The organism is Paenibacillus sp. Paensp111 (assembly GCF_059492195.1).
In genome coordinates this window covers 2,151,767-2,167,300 of record NZ_CP168527.1, presented here as the reverse complement: position 1 = coordinate 2,167,300, position 15,534 = coordinate 2,151,767, and the positions used below count along the sequence as shown (strand labels likewise).

The 15,534-nt window shown below is 47.5% G+C and carries 13 protein-coding genes; 2 read left to right on the top strand and 11 right to left on the bottom strand.

All coding sequences use genetic code 11. The features are described from left to right. Positions 1-43 precede the first annotated feature (43 nt). From ACEN86_RS10055 to ACEN86_RS10040, 4 genes are read right to left on the bottom strand one after another with little or no spacing between them, the layout of a single operon-like run. Positions 44-1,462: a sensor histidine kinase gene (locus ACEN86_RS10055; protein ID WP_495634132.1), complete on the bottom strand. Its 1,419-nt coding sequence runs from the start codon at positions 1,460-1,462 to the stop codon at positions 44-46. Then, positions 1,459-2,157, bottom strand: a complete 699-nt coding sequence (locus ACEN86_RS10050) for a response regulator transcription factor (RefSeq protein ID WP_495634131.1) — start codon at positions 2,155-2,157, stop codon at positions 1,459-1,461. The genes ACEN86_RS10055 and ACEN86_RS10050 overlap by 4 nt, the downstream gene beginning before the upstream one ends. A 34-nt stretch (positions 2,158-2,191) precedes the next feature. Beyond that, complete coding sequence (locus ACEN86_RS10045) at positions 2,192-3,475, bottom strand: hypothetical protein (protein WP_495634130.1); 1,284 nt, start codon at positions 3,473-3,475, stop codon at positions 2,192-2,194. Next, complete coding sequence (locus ACEN86_RS10040; RefSeq protein ID WP_495634129.1) at positions 3,476-4,201, bottom strand: phosphonate ABC transporter ATP-binding protein; 726 nt, start codon at positions 4,199-4,201, stop codon at positions 3,476-3,478. A gap of 179 nt (positions 4,202-4,380) precedes the next feature. Between ACEN86_RS10040 and ACEN86_RS10035 the strand changes: the two genes are divergently transcribed. After that, positions 4,381-5,298: a helix-turn-helix domain-containing protein gene (locus ACEN86_RS10035; protein ID WP_495634128.1), complete on the top strand. Its 918-nt coding sequence runs from the start codon at positions 4,381-4,383 to the stop codon at positions 5,296-5,298. 62 nt (positions 5,299-5,360) lie between these two features. Beyond that, complete coding sequence (locus ACEN86_RS10030; protein ID WP_495634127.1) at positions 5,361-6,128, top strand: HAD family hydrolase; 768 nt, start codon at positions 5,361-5,363, stop codon at positions 6,126-6,128. A gap of 22 nt (positions 6,129-6,150) precedes the next feature. On the opposite strand, the gene ACEN86_RS10025 is transcribed toward ACEN86_RS10030, so the two are convergent. From ACEN86_RS10025 to ACEN86_RS09995, 7 genes are all read right to left on the bottom strand, one after another. Next, positions 6,151-8,406 carry a type IA DNA topoisomerase gene (locus tag ACEN86_RS10025; RefSeq protein ID WP_495634126.1) on the bottom strand — a complete coding sequence of 752 codons (2,256 nt, stop codon included), beginning with the start codon at positions 8,404-8,406 and terminating at the stop codon, positions 6,151-6,153. A gap of 137 nt (positions 8,407-8,543) precedes the next feature. Further along, positions 8,544-10,031 (bottom strand): glutamate synthase subunit beta, encoded by a 1,488-nt coding sequence (locus ACEN86_RS10020; RefSeq protein ID WP_495634125.1) that lies wholly within the window; start codon positions 10,029-10,031, stop codon positions 8,544-8,546. Between the two features lie 210 nt (positions 10,032-10,241). Next, a complete protein-coding gene (locus ACEN86_RS10015; protein WP_495634124.1) occupies positions 10,242-10,742 on the bottom strand; it encodes a dihydrofolate reductase in 501 nt (166 codons plus the stop codon). A gap of 59 nt (positions 10,743-10,801) precedes the next feature. Next, entirely contained in the window at positions 10,802-11,596 is a 795-nt protein-coding gene (thyA, locus tag ACEN86_RS10010) for a thymidylate synthase (protein WP_495634123.1), read from the bottom strand. Between the two features lie 162 nt (positions 11,597-11,758). Further along, positions 11,759-13,174: a dihydrolipoyl dehydrogenase gene (lpdA, locus tag ACEN86_RS10005; RefSeq protein WP_495634122.1), complete on the bottom strand. Its 1,416-nt coding sequence runs from the start codon at positions 13,172-13,174 to the stop codon at positions 11,759-11,761. 3 nt (positions 13,175-13,177) lie between these two features. Then, positions 13,178-14,500: a dihydrolipoamide acetyltransferase family protein gene (locus tag ACEN86_RS10000; protein WP_495634121.1), complete on the bottom strand. Its 1,323-nt coding sequence runs from the start codon at positions 14,498-14,500 to the stop codon at positions 13,178-13,180. A 30-nt stretch (positions 14,501-14,530) separates the two neighbouring features. Then, complete coding sequence (locus ACEN86_RS09995) at positions 14,531-15,511, bottom strand: alpha-ketoacid dehydrogenase subunit beta (RefSeq protein WP_495634120.1); 981 nt, start codon at positions 15,509-15,511, stop codon at positions 14,531-14,533. Between the last annotated feature and the right edge of the window lie 23 nt (positions 15,512-15,534).

The window sequence follows — 15,534 nt, the reverse complement described above, 5'->3', positions numbered from 1 at the left end:
GATCATCCTCTTCTCCCGAATCCTCTTTACCTAAACGGAAATCTTAAGCTTCATTCTTATTCAGTTCATCCAGCAGAGGGAGACGAATACTTACCGTCGTTCCGACACCCAGTTCACTACGCATCTCCATTTCCCCGTTATGCAGTTCTACGAGCTGTTGACTTATCGCAAGTCCAAGTCCCGTACCTCCACCTTGATGATTCACCTGAAAGAAGCGGTCCTTAACCCGGCGCAAGTGCTCCTCGCTTATCCCTATCCCGCTGTCTATAACTTCAACAACTGCCCAGTTATCCTGTGTACGAATATCCAGATGAATCCAGGAATCTTCTGTAGAGAATTTAATCGCATTATCTACAAGATTCAAGAAAACCTGCTTTAACCGATTGCCATCACCAGGTACCATAATGGCAGCATCGGTATGGTCATCCAGTTTGATTTGAATCCGTTTTTGTTCGGCTTTAGCCCATACATTCAGCATCGTCTCTTGGAGAATTTCTTTGAGATTCACCGAGACTATAACCAGCTTCATCTCATTTTGCTGCAGTTTGGAGAAGTCGAGCATTTCCTCAACCAGACCAATCAGCCGATCGGTCTCCTTCGCTATAATCTGCATCCCGATCTTGGTCTCCTCAGGATCAAAGCCGCCGGAGGTCAACGTTTCGCTCCAGCCTTTAATTCCTGTAAGCGGAGTGCGCAGCTCATGTGAAATGGAAGAAATGAAATCATCCTTGATTTGATTACCCCGGACAATTTCTTGTGCCATATAATTCAGGGTGCTGGCCAATTCTCCAAGCTCATATTTGTATTCCCCTTTGACGCGGACGTCAAACCTCCCACGGGCCATTTGCGCAGACACGGCCCGGATATTATTGATTGGTTTTACTATGGAGTTGGCTAGTCCCATGCTGAACAGCAGCACCACAGCCAAGATGACTACACCCACTAATGCGGCAAGCAAAGTGATATTCAGCAGCTTGGAATTAATCGGCTCCATGGAGGTGATATACCTTATAACGTACTTGTTCTCTCCCAATAACTGAATTGGGCTTGAAACCGACATCACCATTTCCCCGGTATCCGGCTCACGACCGATCCATTTGCCGATGTTGTTGGTAAGTGCCTGTGACAGATCACTCGTCTCCACAGGCCTATGAGACTGGAAAGAGCTGTTCGTTATAAGTATATTACCTTGACGGTCAAGCACCTGCAGCTCCGTGTTGGCCAGGGAGAATACGGATATAATATTGCTGAAAAAAGCGGTATCTTCCTGAACCTCCGACTTGTCGGAATTCTGGAAGTTATCGGTTACCATGGCCGCATGATTGGCAATATGGTTATAAATGCTGTCATAGTAGTAAGTTCGTATTGCGAACAGAAAGATGATCTCAACCATTAACAGCGTAACAAACACCACGATAAAATAATGAAGAACGATCTGGCGACCGATCCCTTTACTAATCATTGACCTTCGCCCTTCCACTTATAACCGTGTCCCCATACGGTCTGCAGATAGGACGGATCTGACGGGTTGGCCTCGATCTTCTGACGAATTCTTCGGATGTTCACATCCACGATCTTCGGATCGCCCATATACTCCTTGCCCCATACATGATCAAGCAGCTGGTCACGGCTGAGCGGGGTATTCTCCTTCTCAAGGAAATACTGGATTAGTGAGAACTCTGTAGGCGTCAGTTCAATCATCGTGCTATTCTTCTTAAATTGCTTGGTGATCAGATCCAAGGTAAAAGGTCCTGAGGTGAAACTAACCTTCGCACTTGTCTCTCTATATACATTAACCCGCCGCAGCAAGGAGTGAATACGTGCGATCAGCTCTGTGGGGCTAAAAGGTTTGCTCACATGATCATCTGCTCCAACAGACAAAGCATATACTTTATCCTGCTCCTGAACCTTAGCTGTTAAGAATATAATCCCAATGCGCTCATTCGTCTCACGTATACGCCGGCAGACTTCAAATCCGTCTATGCCCGGGACCATCACGTCCAGCAGCGCAATATCAATATCCGGAACACTCGTCAGCTTGCTGAGTGCCTCATTTCCATCGGCGGCCTCCAGTACTTCAAAGCCGTTACGCTTCAGATTAATTACTATAAAACTGCGGATAGACTCCTCGTCTTCCATAATAAGAACTTTACTCACAGCTACTAACATCCTCTCTAATTGAAACGATCTGCTATCTCAAATTTTTCTTCATAATCTCCGTATTGAATGAGGTCTTATAAGCGATAACCTGATCATTATCTCGCATAAGCAGTGACCATTCCGGCTTCAGCTTCTCCCACTGGGACAGGGGAACGAATTTGATCTCGGCCACCAGTTCATGATTGTCAATCCTGATGAACCGCAAATATTGATCCACGACAGAGTTCTGATCCAGCGTAACCTTTCCTTTCAGGTTATCCGGGAAATCAAATACGAATCTGCCGTCCGGGTCCATGTACTGCTCCTTGATGAACTTCATGTCCTTTAAGTCTCCCGAAGTTACCTTCTCTTCCCACTGGTAGTAATCTAGGAACCGCGGCGGCTTATCCAGGATTATCTTCTCCCAGCCGGACGGGATCTTAAGCCTTCCCATTTCCAAAATATCATCATCATTCACGTCCCCGCTCCGAATCGGAAGGTCATTCAAATTATCATCCTGATCAAGCACATTAACCAGCTTATTATCCTTCATCATGATTAACGTTGAATAAGCTGAATGTGTCAAATAGGAAGCATCCAAAATAATTCCTCTCTGGTTCGGAGTTACTTTGCCGGACATTACATTCAAATAATCATTTAGACCAGCTCCAAGCTGAAGAGTGTCAAGCTTTATGGCTTGATCGGCTTTTATCTGATAGCAGGTCACTAGATTGTAGTCATTCTTCTTGAAATCTACAGTTGTTATTTCCAGCAGATCATCATCATTCAAATCTTCAACCAAATAATTGGAGTACGGAGCAAGTAGAATCTTGTCCACCTTCTGCCCAGTAAAAGTATACACGGCAAGAGTTTTACGCGAATCCATATCTTCATTACTGAAGCCGGCGAGAATTTCCATTCTTCCGTCATGATTGAGATCTCTGTATTCAAGTGACACGAGACTTCGCCCGTCTCCTTCAAATTGCTGCTTGATGACCCATGTGTCATCCGTCTCTTCAAGGATCATACCCTGAGCATTTGCGTCCCCTTTCGTACTCTCGAAGAACACTACCGCATCAAGGTTACCGTTGTTGTCCAAATCTCCGGTCTGGATCGACTGGATGTCATTAAGCCCTCGCGGCTGCAGACGCATATCCGGCGGGGTGTGCGCTTCAATTACACTTCTCAGGGACTGCTGACTGGATGTCAACTGAGGAGGCTTCATTAACATCTTAGGATCCGTAATAAGATCACATCCGCTCAGGACAGCCAGACATAGACAACCTGCCGCAATATTCAACCACCTTGCTTTAGCCAATCCAATCACTCTTTCCATCTAGATCAGCTGCTTCTCTTCCTGGGTTAATCTTCTTCCTTCGATATCCCACTGCAGCCGTCCTTCATTAATTCCCCATAACCGGGAACAGTATTGCTCCGCAAGTTCCAGCGGCAAGACAGCGATCACCGTCGCTTTATCACGGGTACACAATTCTTTTAACGTGGTAAGAACCTTTTCAGCTGCATACTTATCCAATCCGATTACAGGCTCATCCGCAGCAATTAACTGAGCACCGTGAACTAATGCGCGGCAGATGGCCACCCGCTGTCGCTCACCCCCGCTTAATTTGCCTGCTTGAACATGAGCTTTATCGAGCAGCCCGAACTTTTCCAGCTCATCCATAGCACCCATGTAATCGTCCGAGCGGATCGAACCGGTTAATCTTCTTATCCAAGAGGTCTGACCGGCCTGACCGATCACTACATTCTTCAGTGCAGTCTTCTGTAAATTCAGCTCTGGATTTTGTTCCAAGTAAGCGAACTTCGAACGGAACTCCGAGGAACCTCGTCCGCCCGACTTAATAATTTCCTTGCCTTCATAAGTGTAACGGCCTGAAGTCCACGGGCTGCGTAGGGCCAGGCAGCGGAGTAGTGTACTCTTCCCGCTTCCGCTCGGGCCGACAACTCCGATCATCTCACCCTGATTAAAGCTCAGATTAACCTGATCTATAACTGTTCTCTTCTCTGTTCCTACAACCTTACTTAACTGACTGACTTCAATCATCTCTTTAGCTCCCCTTTAGCCCCTAAATCTCTATTTCTTATTCTATCTTATCTTTTTCTTGTTTGAAAGGAGCGTCCCTGCGTTAATAATCAAGTGGTCAATTGTTTATAGTGGACACTCGTCAGCGAACAAGCCATAATGAAAAAATAAAGCATTATTTTTGGGAGGTCACCTTTCACATGGCTTATACGGTAAAAGTAGACGTGTCTCCGGTCTATGAACTGCTTGGCAGCTTCTTGGTTCATATTGTACGCAAATGGACGAATAATATCGACATGGGTCCTGAGTGGAGCGACACCATCAATTCACGTCTTAACGAAACGACTCGTGCAGCTTTTGCCGAGGCTGCTTCATGGCCCTTTGAGGATTATGATGTTCTCTACGCATGGGCAATCGAGCGCGGGGAGCACCAGCAAATTGAGGATTATCTTCACTTCCTGCAGACTACGTCTTCGGAAGAACTTTGTGACAGGGTTCACTCATACATACCCGAGTTGACTGCTGAAAAAGCACTTCTTATTCGCGATAATTATGTGCCTTTACTTCAGATATGGTACGATGTGTACTTTAAAGAAATTGAGTCTATGTATGTCCCTCTTCTTGAAGAGGACGCTGCCGAGAAGCTCGCTCTGCTGGACAAAATGGATCCCGAGAGTCTCATCGATTATGCTTCCGGCGGATTGATCGTCTCGGATGATCTGCCAATCGAGCAGGTTATTCTGCTTCCGATAATCCATTTACGCCCGATTAATACCTATTGTTTCTACAACAATATGCTGCTGATCCAATATCCTGTTGATCTACCTCCAGGGGATGCCAATGAAGCGCCGAATTACCTTTTACGGTTAACCCGTGCTCTGGCGGCCCCGGAACGGCTCCGAATGCTGCGTTATCTCGCAAATGAACCGAAATCTCTACCCGAGATGCAGCAGTTCCTGAATGAATCCGAAGAGACTCTAATGTACCATCTAAGGCTGCTCCGGGTCGCCGGACTGCTTCGGGTTCATCTGGGCACCCATGATCAGGAGAGATTCTGCTTCCGCCCTGACGGCATCTCCGAATTGCAGATTTTCCTGGAGACGTATATTCAAATATAATATCAATATTCTAGTTATACTAAGCAGCAGATAAGTACTACTGTAGAGAGGAGCAGCCTGCTATGAACAATTATCATAACCGCCAACAGATTATATTCGATATGGATGACACGCTTATCCACTGCAACAAGTATTTTGAGATGATCCTGAGCAAGTTTGCTGATGTAATGCTGAATTGGTTCAGCGCCTATGAGCTAACTACAGCTGAAATTCGCAGCAAACAAATTGAAATCGATGTGGCAGGCGTTCTGAAAACCGGCTTTGCAAGCAAACATTTTCCCCAGTCCATGATTGAGACCTATCATTACTTCTCCAGAATGACTGGTCGGGAGGTCGATACGGCCGAAGAGAACCAGCTTATGGAGCTTGGGATGAGTGTATATGATCAGAATATTGAACCTTATCCGGGCATGGTGGAGACTCTTGATATTTTGGAGAGTCAAGGTCATGAGCTTAATCTGTACACGGGCGGGGAGAAAGCCATTCAGGAACGCAAAATTGAACAGATGAAGCTTGCTTCTTACTTCCATGACCGAATCTATATCCGTCAGCACAAAAACGAAGAAGCTTTAGAGCAGATTCTCAATTCCCGCCATTTCGACCGGGAACAGACCTGGATGATTGGCAACAGTCTTCGTACAGATATCATTCCGGCTCTGGCAGCAGGCATTAACACCATCTATATCAAGCTGCCCAATGAATGGTCCTATAATGTGGTTGAACTGAAAAATGAACCGACTACAGCTATGTATACCGTCTCCTCCCTGGAGGAGGTCCCAAATATCATCGCTGAAAGCATCGCCGCCAAACAAAAGAAACGGACCCTTTAAAGGGTCCGTCTTTTTGTGTAGATTATTCCACTCGTTCGAGCTCAAGCTGGCCTTTCTCTTTGTCCTGAAGCATAATTCTTGCTTTATACTCACGCTCTCCATCCTTAAAAGACAGCAGCTGAGTCTGCCCCTTCTCTATGAGAGAGGCCAGCATAGAATGAGAGATCTTCTTGCCAGAGTATTCTTTCCAGATCACAAACCCGCATCCCTGTTTGAAATGAGTACACCCGTACCCCTTCTTGCCTTCAATAAGCTGACCGCCGCAGCCGGAACGGGGACAGGTTCCCAGAGCAATTCGTTCGGCAGGTGCACTGGCACTGACTTTGAGGCCAGAATCCCCGGAGGGTTTCCCTTTACGCGTTCTTGCGCTTGCCGATCCCTCACCCTGCCGCGTTCCTGCACTCCGTCGTCCTGTCGGATTCGCCTCACCCTCGAATAGAGAAGCAGAAGCCTTCGGCTGACTGCGGACTTTCTCGATTATAGAGACGGTGAACTTCTTAACATTCTCCATGAATTTCTCTCCGGCTGCTTCGCCTTTGGAGATTTGATGGAGACGCCGCTCCCATTGTCCGGTCATCTCCGGGGAGGTTAGAAGCTCAACGCCGGCATGGCGTATTAATTCAACAGCCGTACGGCCTTTAGGCGTCACGGTGATTCTTTTCCCCTGCATGGTAATATACCCAACCTTCTTTAGCCGCTCAATCGTCGCTGCGCGTGTCGCCGGAGTTCCGAGTCCCGCATCCTTCATTACTTCGCGAAGCTCTTCGTTCTCCAGCTGCTTACCGGCACTCTCCATAGCCTTGAGCAGAGTCCCCTCAGTATAAGCCTTCGGCGGCTGGGTTGCCTTCTCCTTCACCTCGGATGACTTGCAGAGGACATGTTGACCTGGGTCAACACTGAACGGCTCACTCACAAGCTCCTCTGTCTCCTCTTCCTCATCCTTCTTCTTGCCTCTAGCACTCGATTTGCGCGCCTCTTCCGTACCTTGACAGACCTTCCAGCCCAAGGAGACCAGCTGCTTCACATTCGTCTTGAAGGTCTCGCCTTCTACCTCGGTAAGTACTGTGTGCTGTTTGTACTCAGCTGGGGGGTAGAACTGGGACAGAAATCTGCGTATGACCAAATCGTACACGTTCTGTTCCTCTGAGCTTAGAGTCCCTGCACGCTTAAGGGTAGGAAGAATGGCATGGTGATCCTCAACCCGCGAGGGGTTACAGATCGACTTATTATTTTTATGAACCAGATTGGGATGGGCTCCACTGGCAAGTTCTTGATACCCGGTCGATTTAAGCATGTGGAGCGCCTTGTGCATGCCCTCAATATTCTGCTCCGTCACATAGTTCGAGCTTGTACGCGGATACGTGATTACCTTATGCTTCTCATAAAGAGCCTGAGCAATATCCAGAGTTTTCTTGGCTGAGTATCCATACTTCGCATTCGCCTCACGCTGCAGCAGCGTCAAGTCATACAGCTTGAATGGGTACTCCTTCGTGTCCTTGACTTCGTACTCTGTGATCCTGCCTTCTTTGCCTCGAACCTTGTTCGCAATCAGATCGGCCTTCTCTTTATCTGTCATCCTTTCGCCCTGCCATGAGCCCGAATAACTGCGCTCTTGCTGCTGAAATTCTGCCTTGATCTCGTAATAAGTGAGTGAGTCGAAGCTTTCGATTTCCTTCTGTCTGTCATAGATTAGCGCAAGTACCGGCGTCTGAACTCTCCCGACGGAGAGCAGCTCCTTATGCTTAGTTGTAAAAGCTCTCGAAGCATTCATGCCGACCAGCCAATCGGCCTCGCTTCTTGCCCTAGCGGCAATAGTCAGATTCGCAAATTCCGAGCTGTCTTTCAGCTCGGCAAAGCCCTTCGCTATGCTCTCTGCGGTCAAATCAGAGATCCACAGCCTTCTAACCGGCTGGGTAATCTTCAGCTGCTGCTGAATCAGGGCAAAAATATACTGCCCTTCCCGCCCGGCGTCACAGGCATTCACGATCTTATCGGAGCGCTTAGATAGTTCACCAATAATTTTGAGCTGATCTTTCGTCTTCGGATTCGGCACAATCTTGAAGTGATCCGGTAGAATCGGCAGATCAGAGAAATTCCATCTTTTATATTTAGGATCATAAGCATCCGGTTCAGCCAGACCAAGCAGATGGCCAATAGCCCAGGTTATGATATATTGTTCGCCCTCTAGATAGGACCGGTTATTCTTCGCCTTCGGCTCAATCACGGCCGCAATGGTTCGTCCCATATCCGGTTTCTCTGCGATTACTAATGTTTTCATGGTGAGACGCTTCCCCTCTCCCAAGTCCTTTTCGGCAAAAAAAGAGCTGCGCACAGCGCAGCCCCGTTGCATTCTAATATTATATCATAATTCGGTAGAAGGAATGAACAGTCTGTACATTCCTCCTAGTACTAGACTTAAGCTAGAACCGAGGCACCCATCAAAAATTTATCTACTTCACGAGCAGCTTCGCGTCCTTCGTTAATTGCCCATACAACCAGACTTTGACCACGGCGCATGTCGCCTGCAGCAAATACTTTATCTGCATTGGTCTTGTACTTGCCATATTGTGCTTTTACATTGGAGCGGCGGTCTGTATCCAGCGAGAGCTCATTAATGATAGTATTCTCAGGTCCGTCAAATCCGATTGCGATCAAAGCCATTTGTGCAGGGAACACACGCTCTGTACCCGGAATCGGCTGATAGATCTTACGGCCAGTCTCATCAACGATACGTTGAATCTGGATGGTATGAAGCTCTTTGAGATTCCCTTCCTCATCCCCAACAAATTTAGTGGTCATGATGGAGAATTCACGTGGGTCTTCACCGTAAAGTGCTTTAGCCTCTTCTTGGGCATAATCAAGTGTATAGACGTTCGGGAACTGCGGCCAAGGGTTCTGGATCGGATCACGTTCCAAAGGAGCCTTGGTATGCGTACCGAATTGAGTAATGCTTCTGCATCCGTGACGCAGGGACGTAGCTACACAGTCAGAGCCTGTATCCCCGCCGCCGATAACGATAACATCTTTACCTTCTGCAGAGATGTATTGTCCGTCTTGAAGGCCGGAGTCCAGATAGCTCTTAATGGTGCTGTTCAGGAAAGGCATTGCATACTGCACACCCTTCAGGTCGCTTCCCTCAATGTTGAACTCGCGCGGCTTGGTAGCACCACCGCACAGGACAACAGCATCGAACTCATCAACCAGCTGCTGTGCAGGAATGTCCTTACCGATCTCGGTATTGGTAACAAATTTAACGCCTTCCTCTACGAGAAGGTTAACCCGTCTCTCCACGACTGATTTATCCAGCTTCATGGAAGGAATTCCGTACATCAGCAGACCGCCGACGCGGTCGGATCTCTCATATACGGTAACTTCGTGACCAGCTTTATTCAGCTGTGCCGCACATGCAAGTCCAGCAGGTCCGGAGCCCACAACAGCTACACGCTTGCCTGTACGTTTCTCAGGCGGCTCTGCAACAACCCAACCTTCTTCAAAGCCTCTCTCAATAATGGCTTCTTCGATGGTCTTGATCGTAACCGGCTGACCAATCAGACCTACCGTACAGGAACCTTCACAAGGTGCAGGGCAGATCCGTCCTGTGAATTCTGGGAAGTTATTCGTCTTGTGAAGACGATCCAATGCATCCTTCCATTGTCCGCGATAAACCAGGTTATTCCACTCCGGAATCAGGTTGTGCACCGGACAGCCCGAAGTTCCTCCAGTCATATCAATACCAGTATGGCAGTAAGGTGTACCGCAATCCATACAGCGGGCACCCTGTGTCCGTAGTTCCTCTTCAGACATATGTTTATGGAACTCTTCCCAGTCCTTTACCCGTTCAGAGGGACTGCGGTCTCCCGGAAGCTGTCGTTTGAATTCCATAAACCCCGTAGGTGTAGACATCTAACTTTTCCCCCATCTCTTTGTTTTGCTTATCTATACGGAATGAACTAAACCTAACTTCTCTCCAGCTCATCCACAATAAAAAGAACAAATCGTACAGAAATCAACTGTTCCCTTTATAATAAATGTCGAATTTTACCCTGATGTTAAAATATATTATCATTCGGTGCGAATCATATTAATGGACTTTATCTATAATAGTTTGCATTATTACGTAGCTGCTTTAACGCGTTCATATGTCACAAACCGATACGGATAGCGATTCTTCTCATCCTGGACACCTTGCACTTCTTCAATCACCTTGAACTCGGACCAATCCAATTCGGGAAAAATAACATCCCCTTCAATGTCCTCATCAATAAAGGTAACCAGCAGCTTATCGGCATAGGGAAGGAAATGCTCAAATACGCCAGCTCCGCCAATCACCATCAGCTCTTCACCTGACTGCTGCAGATCAAGTCCCTCCTGAACGGAGTGGATCGTCTCCCCGCCCTCAGCGACATAACGCTCGTCCATAGTAAGAACAACATTTCGCCGTCCCGGCAATGGCTTGCTTCCAATAGATTCCCAGGTTTTTCTGCCCATGACCATGGTCTTTCCTAACGTTTGTGCCTTGAAAAAGGCCAAATCGGCCGGCAGCCGCCAAGGCAGCTTATTATCCTTGCCCATTACGCCGCCTCGTGCCATAGCCCATATAAGCGTAATCCCCATTACATACCGACCTCCTGTTACGCGGAAAAAGGAACCTTCCCTCCTCCGCTGTTCTCTTATCAGACTGATACCGGAGCTTTGATGGCCGGATGATAATTATAATTCAAGAACTCAAAATCTTCGTAGGTATAATCAAAAATGGAATCCGGCTTTCGCTTGATAACCAATTGAGGCAGTTCATAAGGTTCACGGGTTAACTGTAAATTGACCTGTTCGAGATGATTTGTATAAATGTGCACATCTCCGCCAGACCAAATGAACTCGCCGACCTCCAGATCGCACTGCTGGGCCACCATATGTGTTAACAGCGCATAGCTGGCAATATTGAACGGCAGGCCTAGAAAAGAATCTACAGAGCGCATCGTAAGCATACAGGACAGCTTGCCGTCAGCTACATAGAATTGAAACACAAAATGACAAGGCGGAAGCTTCATATGCTCAATCTCAGCTACATTCCAAGCGCTAACCAGATGTCTGCGAGAATCTGGATTTCGTCTAATCGCCTCGACCACATTCGTAATCTGATCGATATGCTTACCTTCCGGTGTCTCCCAAGAGCGCCACTGCGAGCCATATACCGGGCCAAGATCTCCGTTCTCATCTGCCCATTCATCCCATATGCGGACCCCATGCTCTTTCAAGTATGCGATGTTGGTGTCTCCTTTAAGGAACCACAACAATTCGTGTATGACAGACTTTAAGTGAATTCTCTTGGTGGTCACAAGGGGGAAGCCTTTGCTCAGATCAAAGCGAAGCTGACGTCCGAACACGGAAATCGTGCCGGTACCTGTCCGGTCATCTTTCCTTGTACCATGATCTTTAATATCTTGAAGCAAATCTAAATAACTTTGCACCGTAACACACCTCCGACTTTCCCTCTAATGTAATATATCACGTGGCTGCCTATCTTGTTAACAGACAAAAAAAAGAAAGGCAAGAACGCCAGTACGTTCTTGCCTTAAAAAATTCACATTTGCTTAAGAGACCTATGATTGGATACACAGGCTACATGAAGATTAGCGAGACAATACGTGGATCGGATGACCTTCAACAAGCTCTGCTGTTTCCATAACAATTTCGCCAAGTGTTGGGTGAGCATGTATGGTAAGGGAGATATCTTCAAGAGTTGCTCCCATTTCCACAGCAAGACCAAGTTCAGCGATCAAGTTGGAAGCTTCAATACCTACGATTTGAGCACCGAGAACAACGTTGTTCTCTTCGTTTGCTACAATCTTGATAAAGCCGTCAGGTGCGTTCAGGGAAGTTGCACGGCCATTACCCGCAAACGGGAATTTACCGGCTTTCACTTTATAACCCTTCTCCTTGGCTTCTTTCTCCGTATAACCTACGCTGGAGCATTCAGGATCTGTAAATACAACCGCAGGCATAGCTTTGTAGTCAACTACAGATGGAAGTCCGGAGATCGCCTCTGCTGCCACTTTACCTTCGTAAGATGCTTTATGAGCCAGTGCAAGACCTGGAACAATATCGCCGATAGCGAAAATCTTCGGATTGCTTGTACGGCCTTGGTGATCGACTTTGACAAGACCGCGGTCAGTCAATTCTACACCTGCAAGATCAAGACCCAGATCCCCATCGGTATTTGGACGACGTCCAACAGTTACCAGAAGGTAATCGGCTGTTACTTCTTTGCTTTCTCCATTAACGGAGTATTTCACAGTAACGTTCTTGTCTGTTTGCTCAGCACTTTCCGCTTTTGCATTTGTAACGATTTCGATGCCTGTCTTCTCCATGCTCTTAGCAACAAGACGGGTCATGTCTTTATCAAAGCCAGGAAGCACAGTATCCAGACCTTCGATGATCGTTACTTTAGTACCGAATTTGGAGAACATTTGGCCAAGCTCAGCACCGATATATCCACCACCGATAACAACCAGGCTTGAAGGAATCTCTTCAAGCTGCAGAGCTTCGGTAGAAGAAAGAATACGTCCGCCAAATGGGAATGGCTTAAGTTCAATTGGACGGGAACCTGTTGCCAGGATGCAGTGCTTAAAGCGGTAACGTGGAGATTCATGATCATTGAACGCACGAGCCTCGTTCTCGTTAATGAACATAACTTCACCGTTAAATACTTCAACCTTGTTACCTTTCAGCAATCCGCCAACACCTTGAGTCATCTTCTTCACGACACCGTTCTTGAACTCTTGTGTCTTGGAGAAGTCAACTTTCACGTTGTCAGCAGAAATACCAAATGCATCGCCATGCTTGGCAGCTTCATATTGATGAGCTGCCGAGATCAGGGCTTTGGAAGGGATACATCCGCGGTTCAAACATACACCGCCGAGTTCCGATTTATCTACGATGATTACCTTTTGTCCGAGCTGGGCAGCACGAATGGCTGCTACATAACCGCCGGGACCGGCACCAACTACTAATGTATCGATATCAAGAGAAGCGTCTCCTACTACCATTCCTTACACCTCCATAACCAACAGCTCAGGGTTAGCGAGCAGTGATTTAATGTAGTTCATAAAGTTCTGAGCCGTTGCACCATCGATCAGACGGTGGTCGAAGCTCAGGGAAAGAGCCATTACTGGAGCAACTACAATTTCGCCATTCTTCACAACTGGCTTCTCGGAAATACGTCCTGTACCCAGAATAGCTACCTCAGGGTAGTTGATAATCGGTGTAAAGAACATACCGCCAGCAGAACCAATGTTAGAGATCGAGATCGTGCTGCCTTTCATTTCAGATGCGCTGAGCTTGCCATCACGGCCGCGAGCTGCAAGATCACGAATTGCATCCGCAATCATCCAGATGCTCTTACGGTCAGCGTCCTTGATTACAGGAACGATCAAGCCGTTGTCTGTATCAGTTGCAATACCAATATCATAGTGCTTCTTGTAGACGATTTCGCCAGCCTCTTCGTCGATGGAAGCATTAAGTGCAGGGTACTGACGGGATGCTGCAACCAAAGCTTTCACGATGAATGGAAGATAAGTCACTTTAGTGCCTTTCTTCTCGGCAATTGGCTTCATGCGTGTACGGAAAGCAACCAGTTCAGTCACGTCAACTTCGTCCATGATCGTAACGTGCGGCGCCGTATAGGCGGATTTAACCATCGCATTCGAAATTGCTTTACGGATGCCTTTGAATGGAACGCGTTCCTCTTCAACATGAGCATTACCGGCCGCTGCTGCAGCAGGAGCCGCTTTAGCTTCAGACTTCGCTTCGCCAGCTGCAGGTGCCGGAGCTGCTGCACCGCCGCCATTCTTGAAGGCTTCTACATCTTCACGAGTAATCTTGCCGGCAGTACCTGTGCCGCTTACTTGGGACAAGTCGATGCCCTGTTCACGAGCGAATTTGCGAACGCTTGGCGTAGCCAGAACTTCTTTGTTAGGAGCTGCTGGTGCAGGTGCTCCTGCTGCTTCTCCTTGCTTCGCTTCAGAAGGGCTGTCGGAAGCCGGAGATGAAGTTGTATCCGCTCCACCTTTGGAAGCGTCTGCTTCTTGGCTGCCGTGCTGCTCAGGAGGTGCTTCCTGTTCAGGCACTTCGCCTTCTGCATCAATTACAGCCACAACATCACCTACGCGGAAGATGGCGCCGTCTTTACCGAATACTTCTTGGACCGTACCATTTACCGGACAAGGAACTTCAATTACAGCCTTGTCGTTCTGTACTTCCATAATGATATCATCATCGGTTACTTTATCTCCCGGCTTGATGTGCATTTTGATAATTTCGCCTTCATGCAGACCTTCACCGAGTTCGGGGAAACGATATTCAAATTTTGCCACCTAGAGGACCTCCCTTTAGTTCGTTAAAAATTAAAATTCGAGTACTTTGTTCACTGCTGCGATAACACGTGCAGGAGACGGAAGCCATTGATCTTCAATTTGAGCAAATGGATACACGGTATCCGGACCAGCTACACGAAGAACTGGAGCTTCGAGGTGAAGAATAGCTTTCTCATTGATCTGTGCAATAATCTCTGCAGCCATACCTGCAGATTTCTGTGCTTCCTGTACCACGATAGCACGGTTGGTTTTCTTGACTGATGCCACAATTGTATCAATATCAAGAGGAACCAGGGTACGCAGGTCGATAACCTCGGCTTTAATGCCTTTTGTTTTTTCAAGTTCTTCAGCTGCTTTAACCGCAGTGTGTACCATGAGTCCGTAAGCGATGATGGTAACGTCAGAACCTTCTTTTACAATGTTAGCTTTACCCAATTCCACAGTGTACTCACCATCAGGTACTTCTGCACGGAATGCATGGTAAAGGTTAAGGTGCTCCATGTAGAATACTGGGTCATTATCGCGGATCGCGGAAATCATAAGACCTTTAGCATCATAAGGGTTAGAAGGGATTACCAATTTGATACCCGGAGTTTGGGCGATCAGACCTTCCAGGGAATCCGTATGAAGCTCAGCCGCTTTAACACCGCCGCCAAATGGTGTGCGGAATACGACTGGTGCGTTATAACGACCACCGGAGCGGTAACGCAGACGAGCAGCTTGAACCAGGATTTGGTCCAGTGCTTCAAAGATGAAACCTACGAATTGAATCTCGGCAACAGGACGGAAGCCCTGAATTCCGAGACCAAATGCCAAACCGCCAATTGCGGATTCAGCCAGCGGCGTATCGAATACGCGCTCTTCTCCAAATTCCTTTTGCAAACCTTCAGTTGCACGGAATACCCCACCCACATTACCTACGTCTTCCCCGAAAAGCAGGACGTTGGCATCGCGGTTCAATTCCACGCGCAGTGCATCGCGGATCGCTTCTTTCATGTTCATTTGTGCCATTGCTAGATATCCTCCTAAAAGTC